At 52.8% G+C, this 13276-nt stretch carries 12 protein-coding genes; all 12 read left to right on the forward strand.

Features of this window, described 5'->3' with window-relative positions; genetic code table 11:
• Nucleotides 1–189 precede the first annotated feature (189 nt).
• The 12 genes from putP (at nucleotide 190) to WLO31_RS07265 (ending at nucleotide 12699) form a co-directional block, all read left to right on the forward strand.
• Nucleotides 190–1698 carry a sodium/proline symporter PutP gene (gene putP / locus WLO31_RS07210; RefSeq protein WP_435929793.1) on the forward strand — a complete coding sequence of 503 codons (1509 nt, stop codon included), beginning with the start codon at nucleotides 190–192 and terminating at the stop codon, nucleotides 1696–1698.
• A 248-nt stretch (nucleotides 1699–1946) separates the two neighbouring features.
• Nucleotides 1947–2780 (forward strand): iron uptake transporter permease EfeU, encoded by an 834-nt coding sequence (efeU, locus tag WLO31_RS07215; protein ID WP_435929794.1) that lies wholly within the window; start codon nucleotides 1947–1949, stop codon nucleotides 2778–2780.
• 61 nt (nucleotides 2781–2841) lie between these two features.
• Nucleotides 2842–3966, forward strand: a complete 1125-nt coding sequence (gene efeO / locus WLO31_RS07220; RefSeq protein ID WP_435929795.1) for an iron uptake system protein EfeO — start codon at nucleotides 2842–2844, stop codon at nucleotides 3964–3966.
• 5 nt (nucleotides 3967–3971) lie between these two features.
• Nucleotides 3972–5255: an iron uptake transporter deferrochelatase/peroxidase subunit gene (gene efeB / locus WLO31_RS07225; protein ID WP_435929796.1), complete on the forward strand. Its 1284-nt coding sequence runs from the start codon at nucleotides 3972–3974 to the stop codon at nucleotides 5253–5255.
• Nucleotides 5256–5830: 575 nt separating this feature from the next.
• Nucleotides 5831–6619 (forward strand): phosphate starvation-inducible protein PhoH, encoded by a 789-nt coding sequence (gene phoH / locus WLO31_RS07230; protein WP_435929797.1) that lies wholly within the window; start codon nucleotides 5831–5833, stop codon nucleotides 6617–6619.
• Nucleotides 6620–6896: 277 nt separating this feature from the next.
• Complete coding sequence (locus tag WLO31_RS07235; protein WP_435929798.1) at nucleotides 6897–7217, forward strand: PTS sugar transporter subunit IIB; 321 nt, start codon at nucleotides 6897–6899, stop codon at nucleotides 7215–7217.
• 83 nt (nucleotides 7218–7300) lie between these two features.
• Nucleotides 7301–8659 carry a PTS N,N'-diacetylchitobiose transporter subunit IIC gene (gene chbC / locus WLO31_RS07240; protein ID WP_435929799.1) on the forward strand — a complete coding sequence of 453 codons (1359 nt, stop codon included), beginning with the start codon at nucleotides 7301–7303 and terminating at the stop codon, nucleotides 8657–8659.
• Between the two features lie 66 nt (nucleotides 8660–8725).
• Nucleotides 8726–9070 carry a PTS N,N'-diacetylchitobiose transporter subunit IIA gene (gene chbA / locus WLO31_RS07245; protein WP_435929800.1) on the forward strand — a complete coding sequence of 115 codons (345 nt, stop codon included), beginning with the start codon at nucleotides 8726–8728 and terminating at the stop codon, nucleotides 9068–9070.
• 14 nt (nucleotides 9071–9084) lie between these two features.
• Nucleotides 9085–9921 (forward strand): transcriptional regulator ChbR, encoded by an 837-nt coding sequence (chbR, locus tag WLO31_RS07250; protein WP_435929801.1) that lies wholly within the window; start codon nucleotides 9085–9087, stop codon nucleotides 9919–9921.
• Between the two features lie 100 nt (nucleotides 9922–10021).
• Entirely contained in the window at nucleotides 10022–11365 is a 1344-nt protein-coding gene (locus tag WLO31_RS07255; RefSeq protein WP_435929802.1) for a 6-phospho-beta-glucosidase, read from the forward strand.
• Nucleotides 11366–11417: 52 nt separating this feature from the next.
• Nucleotides 11418–12179, forward strand: a complete 762-nt coding sequence (chbG, locus tag WLO31_RS07260) for a chitin disaccharide deacetylase (protein WP_435929803.1) — start codon at nucleotides 11418–11420, stop codon at nucleotides 12177–12179.
• 175 nt (nucleotides 12180–12354) lie between these two features.
• Complete coding sequence (locus WLO31_RS07265) at nucleotides 12355–12699, forward strand: nitrous oxide-stimulated promoter family protein (protein ID WP_435930543.1); 345 nt, start codon at nucleotides 12355–12357, stop codon at nucleotides 12697–12699.
• Nucleotides 12700–13276 lie beyond the last annotated feature (577 nt).

Here is a 13276-nt window from a genome sequence, read left to right on the forward strand (position 1 = left end):
CCTCCGGGGAAAAGATATTTTTTGCGGGGTGAATTTCTTGTGAATGCCGTGTTAAATCGTTTGTGAATAAAACAAGCTTCCTGCAGGATACGGTCGCGAACTGACACCACATAAGCCCGCTGCGTTCCGGTGGGGCAACAACGGTTTATTTCTTATAAAAAAAACCGGTAAACAATCTGGAGAACTTGCATGACCATGAGTACACCAATGCTGGTGACTTTCCTTATTTATATCTTTGGCATGATATTGATAGGGTTTATCGCCTGGCGCTCAACCAAAAACTTCGATGACTATATTCTCGGTGGCCGTAGTCTGGGCAGTCTGGTCACGGCGTTATCCGCCGGCGCTTCTGATATGAGCGGCTGGTTATTAATGGGTTTACCCGGCGCGATATTTCTTTCCGGCATTTCCGAAAGCTGGATTGCGATTGGCTTAACCGTTGGCGCTTATATTAACTGGAAGCTGGTCGCAGGCCGTTTGCGCGTTCACACCGAAGCGAACAATAACGCCCTGACGCTGCCGGATTATTTCACCGGACGTTTTGAAGATAAAAGCCGTTTGCTGCGTATTATCTCCGCGCTGGTTATTTTGCTGTTCTTCACCATCTATTGCGCATCCGGCATCGTGGCGGGAGCGCGTCTGTTCGAAAGCACCTTCGGCTTGAGCTACGAAACCGCGCTCTGGGCGGGCGCCGCTGCAACCATCCTTTATACCTTCGTCGGTGGATTCCTGGCCGTAAGCTGGACCGATACCGTACAGGCCAGCCTGATGATTTTCGCGCTGATCCTCACGCCGGTAATGGTGATTATGGCCGTGGGCGGCCTGGATGACTCGCTGATGGTCATCAAACAGAAAAGCATCGAAAACCTCGACATGCTCAAGGGCCTTAACTTCGTCGCTATCATTTCGCTGATGGGCTGGGGCCTTGGCTACTTCGGTCAGCCGCATATTCTGGCGCGTTTTATGGCGGCGGATTCGCATCACACCATCGTTCATGCGCGTCGCATCAGCATGACGTGGATGATCCTTTGCCTGGCCGGCGCCTGTGCGGTGGGCTTCTTCGGTATCGCTTACTTCACCAACAACCCGGCGCAGGCCGGCGCGGTCACCCAGAACGGCGAGCGCGTGTTTATCGAACTGGCGCAGATCCTGTTTAACCCATGGGTGGCTGGCGTACTGCTGTCCGCGATTCTGGCGGCGGTAATGTCGACGCTGAGCTGCCAGCTGCTGGTTTGCTCCAGCGCCATTACAGAAGATTTGTATAAGGCGTTCTTCCGCAAAGGCGCGGGTCAGAAAGAGCTGGTGTGGGTCGGACGCGTGATGGTGCTGGTGGTGGCGCTGGTCGCCATCGCTCTGGCAGCAAATCCGGAAAACCGCGTTCTGGGTCTGGTGAGCTACGCATGGGCAGGCTTCGGTGCGGCGTTTGGCCCGGTTGTGCTGTTCTCTGTTATGTGGTCCCGTATGACCCGTAACGGCGCCCTTGTCGGCATGATCGTCGGCGCGGTGACGGTCATCGTCTGGAAACAGTTCGCATGGCTGGGCCTGTACGAAATTATCCCCGGCTTCATCTTTGCCAGCATCGGGATTGTGGTGGCGAGCCTGATGGGCAAAGCGCCGTCGCAGAGCATGCTCAACCGCTTTGCGGATGCGGATGAGGTTTATCACACGCCGGCACCTTCAAAATTGCAGGCTGAGTAACATTGCCGGGGTAACCCCGGACACCTGGGGCCATCCCGGGTAAGGCTTCCCGCCGGGGAACTGACTCCAGGTTTTCTTACGGGCAAGTGCGTTTTCTGCAGGCCGGGTTTCCCGGCCTTTTTTACATCTCGATATAAATAACATGACAAACCCGCTTGTATTTCTTTTTGCGGTAATGATAATCACTATCGTTCTGGTTTACTTTTCTTTACGTCGGTTGACCTGGTTTCACAATTGAGGTGTCAGGAATGTTTGTCCCGTTTCTCATCATGTTACGCGAAGGCCTGGAAGCAGCGCTGATTGTCAGCCTTATCGCCAGCTATTTAAAGCGCACCCGGCGTGGCCAGTGGATTGGCGTAATGTGGATTGGCGTAGTGGCGGCCGCCGCTTTATGCCTGGCGCTGGGGATTTTCATCAACGAAACCACCGGCGAGTTTCCGCAAAAAGAGCAGGAGCTGTTTGAAGGCATCGTGGCGGTTGTCGCGGTTGTTATCCTTACCTGGATGGTGTTCTGGATGCGCAAAGTCTCGCGCAACGTAAAAGTGCAGCTTGAGCAGGCGGTGGATAACGCCCTGCACAGCAAGGGCAGCCACGGCTGGGCGCTAATCCTGATGGTCTTTTTCGCGGTGGCGCGTGAAGGTCTTGAATCGGTGTTCTTTCTGCTGGCGGCTTTCCAGCAGGACGTGGGGATAATGCCGCCGCTCGGCGCGATGCTTGGGCTGGCAACGGCTATCGTGCTTGGCTTCCTGATTTACTGGGGCGGCATTCGCCTGAACCTGGGCGCTTTCTTCAAATGGACGAGCCTGTTTATTTTGCTGGTCGCCGCAGGCCTTGCGGCGGGGGCGATTCGTGCTTTCCACGAAGCGGGACTGTGGAACCATTTCCAGGACATCGCGTTCGATCTCAGCGCCGTGCTTTCCACGCATTCCCTGACCGGCACGCTGCTCGAAGGGATCTTCGGCTATCAGGAAGCGCCGAGCGTCAGCGAAGTGGGGATCTATTTCATTTATCTGATCCCGGCCCTGGTGCTGTTCGCCATGCCGCCGCGCCTGAACAACCAGGCGACAAACAGCGCTCGTTAACCATCTTGTGGCGGGGTTTCGTCACTTAGTTACAACATACTAATAGTTTAAGGGATTGGCCATGTCTGCACAGTTTCGTCTTAAGGCGCTTAACGTTGCGCTGTTTGCTCTTGTCTCTTCCGCTGTTGCCGCCCACGCGGCGGATGTTCCTCAGGTGAAAGTCACCGTTACCGATAAGCAGTGCGAGCCGATGAACATCACGGTGAACGCCGGTAAAACCCAGTTCATTATTCAGAACAACAGCCAGAAAGCGCTGGAGTGGGAAATCCTGAAGGGCGTGATGGTTGTTGAAGAGCGCGAAAATATCGCGCCGGGCTTCTCCCAGAAAATGACGGCTAACCTGCAGGCGGGCGAATATGACATGACCTGCGGCCTGCTCAGCAATCCGAAAGGCAAGCTGGTCGTGAAAGCCGCCGGCGAGCAGGGGGCGCCGCAGAGCGATCTGATGGCGCTGAGCGGGCCGATTACCGACTATAAAGCTTACGTGATGGCGGAAGTGGCCGGGCTGGTAAAAGGCACCAAAGCCTTTACCGATGCGGTGCAGGCCGGCGATATCGAAAAAGCGAAACGGCTTTATGCGCCAACCCGCCAGCACTATGAGCGTATCGAGCCGATTGCTGAGCTGTTCTCCGATCTGGACGGCAGCATCGATGCCCGCGAAGACGATTACGAGCAGAAAGCGAATGACCCGAAATTTACCGGCTTCCATCGCCTGGAGAAAGCGCTGTTTGGCGATAACTCAACCAAAGGCATGGAAAAATACGCGGAGCAGTTAAACGCCGACGTGCTGGATCTGCAAACGCGCATCTCCGAACTGGCCTTCCCGCCGGGCAAAGTCGTCGGCGGCGCAGCGGGCCTGATTGAAGAAGTTGCGGCCAGCAAAATCAGCGGTGAAGAAGATCGTTACAGCCATACGGATCTGTGGGACTTCCAGGCGAACGTCGATGGCGCGCAGAAAATCGTTAACCTGCTTCGTCCGTTGTTGAGCAAAGAGAATGCGCCATTGCTGGCGAAAGTTGACGCCAACTTTAAAAAAGTAGACGCCATCCTTGCGAAATACCGTACTAAAGACGGCTTTGAAACCTACGTCAAACTGACCGACGGCGACCGTAAAGCGCTGAAAGGACCGGTGACCGCGCTGGCCGAAGATCTGTCGCAGCTTCGTGGTGTGCTGGGCCTGGACTAAGCAAGATGCAAGAGAAAACCAAATCAGGCGTGCAGCAGCCCGCACGCCGTCAATTACTGAAAACGCTGGGCGCCCTCGGGGGCGCCTTTGCCGTTACTGGCGGCTGTCCTGTTGCGCATGCGGCAACAACGGAAACCTCGCCGGGCACGCTTGCGCCCGATGCGCGCATGGAAAAGCAGCCGTTCTACGGGGCACACCAGGCAGGCATTCTCACGCCGCAGCAGGCCTCGATGATGCTGGTGGCTTTTGACGTGCTGGCGGCCGATAAAGCCGACCTTGAGCGTCTGTTTCGGCTGCTGACGGCGCGTTTCGACTTTCTCACGACGGGCGGCGCCGCGCCGGAAACGCCGAACCCGCGTATGCCGCCGATGGATTCCGGCATTCTCGGGGCGGAGATTTTCCCCGATAACCTGACGATAACTCTCTCGGCAGGCATCTCGCTGTTTGACGAACGTTTTGGCCTGCAGGCGCAGCAGCCGAAAAAGCTGCAAAAGATGGAGCGGTTTCCTAACGACTCCCTCGATGCCAGCCTGTGCCACGGCGATCTGTTATTGCAGATTTGCGCCAATACCGCCGATACGGTTATTCACGCCCTGCGCGACATCATCAAGCACACGCCGGACTTGCTGAGCGTGCGCTGGAAGCGCGAAGGCTTTATTTCAAACCATGCAGCCCGCAGCCGCGGCAAGGAAACGCCGATCAACCTGCTTGGATTTAAAGACGGCACCGCCAACCCGGACAGCGGCAATGCCGGACTGATGGACGATGTCGTGTGGGTGACAAAAGAGCAGGGCGAACCGGCGTGGAGCGTCGGCGGCAGCTATCAGGCGATTCGCATCATTCAGTTTCACGTGGAGTCCTGGGACCGTACGCCGCTTAAAGAGCAGCAGACGATATTTGGCCGTGAGAAACACAGCGGCGCGCCGCTGGGCATGAAAAACGAGCACGATGAACCCGACTACGCCGCCGATCCCGATGGCAACGTCATTGCGCTGGATGCCCATATTCGCCTGGCCAACCCGCGTACTAAAGAAACCCAGTCGAACCTGATGATGCGCCGCGGCTACAGCTATTCGCTTGGCGTATCTAAATCCGGGCAGCTGGATATGGGCCTGCTGTTCATCTGCTATCAGCACGACCTTGAGAAAGCTTTCCTTACCGTACAAAAACGTCTTAACGGCGAAGCGCTGGAGGAGTATGTGAAGCCAGTCGGCGGCGGGTATTTCTTCGCATTGCCGGGCGTGCAGGATAAGCAGCGCTACCTAGGCCAGGGGCTGATTGAAGCGTAAATGCAGGGGCGGGCGGCGTCTTGCTCGCTCGCCCGTGATGACGTTTTTCCATACTTGTCCTGCTAATTTTTCATTTGCTAACAATTAGGGATAAAAATAATCCATCAGCATCTCTTATGAGCATGCCGTTGATATAAAAATGTAATATTCCTGTGTCATAACGTTTTTAACGCCCGGGCGGCGCGTAAATGTTGATTTAAAGTAAAATCAATGTTGCATTTTAGATAATTTTTGATGTACTTAAAGCACGAGCGGTAGTTCCCGGCTGTGAAGTTCAATCACAATGGAGATCGCGAATGGCAGGGTCCTGTACTGGACATGTAAAAAAACATCTTACCCGCACATCCCGGCGCGGAGGTATTTCCTCCGGCTTCGCTATCTTCACCGCTAAATTTCCTGACTCCACCACACGACAACATCTCAACGATGCGCTAAGCGGCGCCTGCCGCCTGACTGGCGCATCATCTCAACCGGCAGTTCATGGCTTACAAGGAAGCCAAACCTCATCCGTTAGTAAGCATAATCGCGTCCAGACAGACGACGCGGGAAGTGAAACCAACTGTAAGGTGCCATCCATGGGAAGACAGAAAGCAGTGATCAAAGCTCGTCGTGAAGCAAAACGTGTACTAAGACGAGATTCGCGGAGCCACCGGCAACGTGAAGAGGAATCGGTCACCACGCTTGTGCAGATGAGCGGCGTAGAATCTATTGGTATGGCGAGGGATTGCCGTGACACTTCACCAATAGCCGCGCGCAACGAGGCTCAGGAGCACTATCTTAATGCCATCGAGAGAAAGCAGTTGATATTCGCCACCGGGGAAGCGGGGTGCGGCAAAACTTATATCAGCGCGGCAAAAGCCGCTGAGGCCCTGATACATAAGGACGTCGACAGGATAATTGTGACTCGCCCGGTCCTGCAGGCTGACGAAGATCTCGGCTTCTTGCCCGGCGACATCGCGGAAAAATTCGCACCCTATTTCCGTCCGGTGTACGACATTCTGGTGCGGCGGCTGGGCTCGTCATTCATGCAGTACTGTCTGCGGCCCGAAATCGGTAAGGTAGAGATTGCGCCGTTCGCCTATATGCGCGGGCGCACCTTTGAAAATGCGGTAGTGATCCTTGATGAGGCGCAGAATGTTACCGCAGCGCAAATGAAAATGTTCCTGACGCGCCTTGGGGAAAACGTGACGGTTATCGTGAACGGCGACATTACGCAGTGTGATTTGCCTGCTGGCGTACAGTCAGGCTTAAGCGATGCGCTGGCACGTTTCGCAGAAGATGAAATGATAGGCGTAGTGCGTTTTGGCAAACAGGATTGTGTCCGCTCGGCCCTCTGTCAGCGGACGTTAAACGCTTACGACTGATTGTTCCGGTAGATGATTTTAAAAGCCCAAACCTCGTTTGGGCTTTTTTCTTTGCGCGAATTATTTACCCGAAATGTGAGGGGGGTCATAAGCTCAGGTCAAGGAGAGACTATTTTTGACCTCCAGGAATTATCCCCCTTCTGACCTCATGCCGTATACTCATTTCAGGCAAAGACAAGCAGCACCTTTTATATTTTCGGCTATTGGCCCGTCAACAAACAGGACAAAAAGGGACGTTTGTCTGATCTGTAACCTATCTGGAATATGAGGATTTCGTATGGAAAAGAAAGTCATCTATCTGTTTTGCTCCGCCGGAATGTCCACTTCGCTGCTGGTGTCGAAAATGAAAGCACAGGCCGCGAAATATGAAGTGCCGGTCATTATTGAAGCCTTTCCTGAAACCCTGGCGGGCGAAAAGGGCGGCGTGGCGGATCTTATTCTGCTGGGGCCGCAAATCGCCTATATGCTGCCTGAAATTAAAAAAATATTACCCAACAAGCCGGTTGAAGTTATTGATTCCGCGATGTACGGCAAAGTTGACGGACTGGGTGTCCTGAAAGCCGCCGTCGCCTCGATCAAAAAAGCAGCAAACAGTTAATTTTAATTATTGTTTTATTTTTCCGTCAAAGAAAGACCTTACACACCCTGGCCGCCGCCTGGCGGCATTAAAGGAAAATGCAAATGAGTAAAGTCATTGATTCACTTGAAAAGGTACTCCTTCCTTTTGCCGTCAAAATAGGAAAACAGCCGCACGTTAACGCAATTAAAAATGGTTTTATTAAGTTAATGCCGTTAACCCTGACGGGGGCAATGTTTGTTCTTATCAATAACGTATTTTTAAGCTTCGGGGCAGGTTCGTTCTTTTATTCTTTAGGCATTCGTTTAGATCCCTCGACCATTGAAACCCTGAATGGGTTAAAAGCTATCGGCGGCAACGTTTACAACGGCACGCTGGGTATTATGTCGCTGATGGCTCCCTTTTTTATAGGAATGGCGCTGGCTGAGGAGCGTAAAGTTGATTCGCTGGCGGCGGGATTATTATCCGTTGCTGCATTTATGACCGTCACGCCTTATAGCGTAGGCGAAGCTTATGCCGTGGGAGCTAACTGGTTAGGCGGCACCAATATTATCTCTGGTATTATTATCGGTCTTATTGTTGCCGAAATGTTTACCTTCGTTATTCGACGCAACTGGGTTATTAAATTGCCCGAAAGCGTACCCACTTCGGTATCGCGCTCATTCTCGGCGGTAATTCCGGGCTTTATTATCCTGTCTGTTTTCGGGATTATCGCCTGGGCGCTGGCTTCGTTTGGCAGCAACTTCCACCAGATTATTATGGACTCCATCTCCACGCCGCTTGCGTCAATGGGCGCAGTAGTGGGCTGGGCCTACGTTATCTTCACTTCCCTGCTGTGGTTCTTCGGCGTGCACGGCTCTCTGGCGCTGGCTGCGCTCGACAGCGGCATCATGACGCCATGGGCGCTGGAAAACGTTGCCATCTATACCCAGTACGGCTCTGTGGATGCGGCGCTCGAAGCCGGTAAGTCGTTCCATGTCTGGGCGAAACCGATGCTCGACTCCTATATCTTCCTCGGCGGCACCGGCGCAACGCTTGGCTTGATCATCGCCATCTTTATTGGTTCACGTCGCGCCGATCACCGTCAGGTGGCGAAGCTGGCGCTGCCATCCGGCATCTTCCAGATTAACGAACCTATCCTGTTCGGGCTGCCGATCATTATGAACCCGGTAATGTTTATCCCGTTTGTACTGATTCAGCCGATTCTGGCAGCGATTACGCTTGTGGCCTACTACCTGGGGCTTATCCCGCCGATTACCAATATCGCACCCTGGACGATGCCTACCGGCCTGGGCGCTTTCTTTAACACCAACGGAAGCATTGCCGCGCTGCTGCTGGCCCTGTTTAACCTGGGCGTTGCAACGCTGGTTTATCTGCCTTTCGTTGCCATCTCCAATAAGGCGCAGAGCGTCATTGCAGAAGAAGAAAGCGAAGAAGATATTGCCAACGCGCTGAAATTCTAATCCGCGCTGCTGCCGGGGAGAGAATAGCCTCTCCGGCGCAGGCTAACTTAAGAGTGAGGAATAAAGATGATTGATTTAGACAACGTTGTTGAAACGCCAGAAACGCAGGATCTTGAAGAAGTGGTCATGGAGTTAATCATCAATTCAGGACAGGCCCGCAGCCTGGCGTATGCCGCGCTGAAAAAGGCGAAAGAGGGCGAGTTCGATCAGGCCCAGGATCTGATGGCCAAATCTCGCCTGTCGCTGAACGAGGCGCACCGGGTACAAACAAGGCTGATTGAAGATGATCAGGGCGAAGGCAAAACCAAAGTTAGCCTGGTGCTGGTACACGCGCAGGACCACCTGATGACCTCAATGCTTGCGCGCGAACTCGTGACGGAGCTCATTGAGCTCCACGAAAAAATAAAATAACGTATGGAGCCATAATGCAGCCACCGGTATTGAGCATGGAAATCAAGACAGCACGCGAAAATCAACTCTTCGACGGCCAGAATTTCCATGTTTTTATCTACAACAAAGTTGAAAGCATCTCCGGGCTGCATCAGCATGACTACTACGAATTTACCGTAGTGCTTACCGGACGTTATTATCAGGATATTAATGGTAAACGAGTGCTGTTAGAACGCGGAGATTTTGTTTTTATTCCTCTGGGTTCACATCATCAAAGCTTTTATGAATTTGGTGCAACCAGAATACTTAATGTAGGCATCAGTAAAGCCTTTTTTGAACAGCACTATTTACCCCTGTTACCGCAGCGGTTTGTCGCATCACAGGTCTATGAAATTAAGCACGAGTTTATGGCTTATATTGAATCGGTGATTGCCTCGCTTAACTTCAGAAACGGCGAGTTTAACGAATTTCTGGAAATGGTGACTTTTTATATCGTTAACCGGCTGCGTCACCATCGCGAATCGGAAGCGATCACGGATATTCCGGTCTGGCTGAAGGTAACCGTTGAGAAGATGCACGATAAATCCCGCTTTGGTGATAAAGCCCTGTCTAATATGGTGGCGCTGTCCGGCAAGTCGCAGGAATATCTGACCCGCGCAACGCAACGCCATTATGGCAAAACGCCTATGCAGATTATCAATGAAATACGGGTGGATTTTGCCAGGAAACAGCTGGAGATAACAAATTACTCGGTTACGGATATCGCCTTTGAATCGGGATACAGCAGCCCGAGCATGTTTATTAAAAACTTTAAAAAATTAACCGCATTCACCCCGAAGCAGTACCGGAAACAATTGTGTAGTATTAATTAGCCTGTGGGTGAATGAATGTGGATTCGCTTCATAATCCTCACTCATTCATTTATATCGCGATCTTTAATTTGCAGTGCAATGATATTGTACGGGAGTCCCTATGAGCAAAAAACTGAAAGTCGTCACTATTGGTGGCGGAAGTAGCTATACCCCAGAGCTACTCGAAGGCTTTATTAAACGTTACGATGAGTTGCCTATCACTGAATTATGGCTGGTCGATGTAGACGCCGGCAAAGAGAAGCAGGATATTATTTTCGATCTCTGCCTGCGCATGGTTGAGCGTGCAGGCGTGCCCATTGCGCTCTACAAAACGCTTAATCGCCGCGAAGCGCTGGTCGATGCAGATTTTGTCACCACTCAGCTACGGGTGGGCCAGTTAAAAGCGCGTGAGCTTGATGAGCGTATCCCGCTAAGCCACGGCTATTTAGGCCAGGAAACCAACGGGGCGGGCGGGCTGTTTAAAGGGCTGCGCACCATTCCGGTGATTTTCGACATCATCAAAGATGTGGAAGAGATTTGCCCGCAGGCCTGGGTGATTAACTTTACCAATCCGGCCGGCATGGTGACCGAGGCGGTATTCCGCCACACCAGCTTTAAGAAATTCATCGGCGTGTGCAACATCCCGGTGGGCATGAAAATGTTCATTCAGGACGTGCTGAAGGTCCAGCCGCAGGACGACTTATCGATCGATCTTTTCGGCCTCAACCACATGGTGTTTATTAAGGATGTGCTGATTAACGGCGAATCGCGCTTTGCTGAATTGCTTGACGGCGTTGCTTCCGGCACGCTGAAGGCGAGCGGCGTGAAGAATATTTTCGATCTGCCGTTCAGTGAAGGTCTGCTGCGTTCCCTGCATCTCATTCCGTGTTCCTATCTGCTTTATTACTTCAAGCAAAAAGAGATGCTGGCCATCGAGATGGGGGAATTCTATAAAGGCGGCGCGCGGGCAACGGTTGTACAAAAAGTTGAGAAACAGCTCTTTGACCTGTACAAAAATCCCGATCTCAACGTGAAGCCGAAAGAGCTTGAGCTGCGCGGCGGAGCCTACTATTCAGACGCGGCCTGTGAAGTGATTAGCGCTATCTACAACGACAAGCAGACCGAGCATTACGTCAACTTCCCGCACAAGGGCCATATCGATAATATTCCGGCAGACTGGGCTATCGAAATGACCTGTACGATTGGACGCGACGGCGCAACGCCAACGCCTCGCATCACACACTTTGATGAAAAAGTTCTCGGCCTGATTTACACCATTAAAGGTTTTGAGATTGCCGCAAGCGAGGCTGCGTTAAGCGGTGAGCTCAACGACGTGCTGCTGGCGCTAAACCTGAGCCCGCTCATCCACTCCGATAAAGATGCGGAAAAACTTGCACGTGACATGCTATTAGCACACGAGGCGTTGCTGCCTGAGTTTGCACAGACGATTGCCGCGCTGAAATAGTCAATGAGCTGCGCCTCTCACATCAGCGAGGGGCGATTTAAAGGGAGCGCTTATGGATAAGTTGTTAATCGTAAATGCGGATGATTTTGGGCTGTGTAAAGCGCAGAACTACGGCATTATCGAGGCATTTAATAATGGCGTCGTGACGTCAACCACGGCGATGGTTAACGCGGCAGGTATTGACCACGCGGTCGCTTTGAGCGCGGCGTATCCGAAACTGGCGGTCGGTATGCACTTTGTGCTGACGCTCGGGCAACCCCTTTCTGCGATGCCGGGTCTGGTAGACGAAAAGGGCGAACTGGGTAAATGGATTTGGGAGAGGGCAGAAGCGGGACCGCTGCCGCTTGCGGAGATCCAGCAGGAGCTGGCATGTCAGTTTGTGCGCTTTATCAAACTCTTTGGCCGTCCGCCAACCCATATCGACAGCCATCATCACGTACATATGATCCCGCAGATTTTCCCTCTCGTTGAAGCCTTTGCAAAAGAGCAGGGTGTCGCCATGCGCATCGATCGTGATGAGTTAAAAAAGCGTGAGCTGGAGCTAAATGGGGCGCGAAGTACGCAGGGGTTCGATAGTGGTTTCTATGGCGAAGCCATCACCCGGACGCTGTTTCTGGAGGCGCTGGATCGCTCTATGGCGCGTGAGGAGGAGTCGCTGGAAGTTATGTGCCATCCTTCTTTTATTGATAACACCGTTCTGGCGAGCAAATATTGCTATCCGCGCCTTACCGAACTGGAGGTGCTGACGTCGGCCTCGCTGAAATATGCGATTGCCGAACGCGGGTATCGTCTGGGTAACTTCAGCGATCTGTAAGCTATCATGTTAAAAAGCCTGAAAATGAATGCAGGCTTTTTCCTTTTTGCAGCAAACCATTCCCCGCTCCACACGTTTTCTGCTGGCTCGCTTAGGTTCTCTCTCATTAAAGGTGTATTATAAATGCGTATTTAACAGGCCCGCTGCCGGGGCCGCTCAATTTTCAGGTACCGCTATGTCAGAGAAACGCATCGAGAGAGAGAAAAAAACCATCCAAAAAATGCTCAATCTGTACGAGCAAAACGGCCCGGCGGCCGATAACACGCCGGAGCACTATCAATCTCTGTTCAGTTACGCGTCAAAAAGACTGGATCGCTGCGCCTTCGGCAAAGAAAAACCCGCCTGTAAACACTGCCCAATTCATTGCTATCAGCCCGCCCGCAGGGAAGAGATGAAGCAGATTATGCGCTGGGCAGGCCCCCGAATGTTGTTTCACCATCCGCTACTGACGATTCTGCATTTAATCGACGACCGGCGGCCCGTGCCACCGCTGCCGGAAAAGTACCAGCGGAAAAGATAGGTTCATTCGCCCCTAAAGGCGTTATGGGCAATAAAAAGCCCGCATTTATATGCGGGCTCTTCTTTAAATATGGCGGTGAGGGCGGGATTGACTCGTCCGGCGGACTCGCCCTGCGGGCAGCGCTGTCATAAATTCCATCGCTGTCCAACAGGCTGAAGCCTGTTGTCGAACCCTGTCGGGGCTTCTCATCCGTCCCTCAGCGTGCAACATGCGAAAAAAAAGCCCGCATTTATGTGCGGGCTCTTCTTCAAATATGGCGGTGAGGGAGGGATTGATTCGCTGCGCTCACCCTACGGGCGTCATGGTCACGAGTGCCCCTGACGTCCAACAGGCTGAAGCCTGTTGTCGAACCCTGTCGAGGCTTCTCATCCGTCCCTCAGCGTGCAATATGCGAAAAAAAAGCCCGCATTTATATGTGAGCTCTTCTTCAAATATGGCGGTGAGGGAGGGATTGATTCGCTGCGCTCACCCTACGGGCGTCATGGTCACGAGTGCCCCTGACGTCCAACAGGCTGAAGCCTGTTGTCGAACCCTGTCGAGGCTTCTCATCCGTCCCTCAGCGTGCAATATGCGAAAA

The sequence above is a fragment of the Dryocola sharpae genome (assembly GCF_051307055.1).
In the GTDB taxonomy this organism is placed as follows: Bacteria; Pseudomonadota; Gammaproteobacteria; order Enterobacterales; family Enterobacteriaceae; genus Dryocola.

Coding starts and splice junctions, on each gene's coding strand:
- putP (WP_435929793.1), top strand. CDS start 190: ATGACCATGAGTACACCAATGCTGGTGACTTTCCTTATTTATATCTTT.
- efeU (WP_435929794.1), top strand. CDS start 1,947: ATGTTTGTCCCGTTTCTCATCATGTTACGCGAAGGCCTGGAAGCAGCG.
- efeO (WP_435929795.1), top strand. CDS start 2,842: ATGTCTGCACAGTTTCGTCTTAAGGCGCTTAACGTTGCGCTGTTTGCT.
- efeB (WP_435929796.1), top strand. CDS start 3,972: ATGCAAGAGAAAACCAAATCAGGCGTGCAGCAGCCCGCACGCCGTCAA.
- phoH (WP_435929797.1), top strand. CDS start 5,831: ATGGGAAGACAGAAAGCAGTGATCAAAGCTCGTCGTGAAGCAAAACGT.
- WLO31_RS07235 (WP_435929798.1), top strand. CDS start 6,897: ATGGAAAAGAAAGTCATCTATCTGTTTTGCTCCGCCGGAATGTCCACT.
- chbC (WP_435929799.1), top strand. CDS start 7,301: ATGAGTAAAGTCATTGATTCACTTGAAAAGGTACTCCTTCCTTTTGCC.
- chbA (WP_435929800.1), top strand. CDS start 8,726: ATGATTGATTTAGACAACGTTGTTGAAACGCCAGAAACGCAGGATCTT.
- chbR (WP_435929801.1), top strand. CDS start 9,085: ATGCAGCCACCGGTATTGAGCATGGAAATCAAGACAGCACGCGAAAAT.
- WLO31_RS07255 (WP_435929802.1), top strand. CDS start 10,022: ATGAGCAAAAAACTGAAAGTCGTCACTATTGGTGGCGGAAGTAGCTAT.
- chbG (WP_435929803.1), top strand. CDS start 11,418: ATGGATAAGTTGTTAATCGTAAATGCGGATGATTTTGGGCTGTGTAAA.
- WLO31_RS07265 (WP_435930543.1), top strand. CDS start 12,355: ATGTCAGAGAAACGCATCGAGAGAGAGAAAAAAACCATCCAAAAAATG.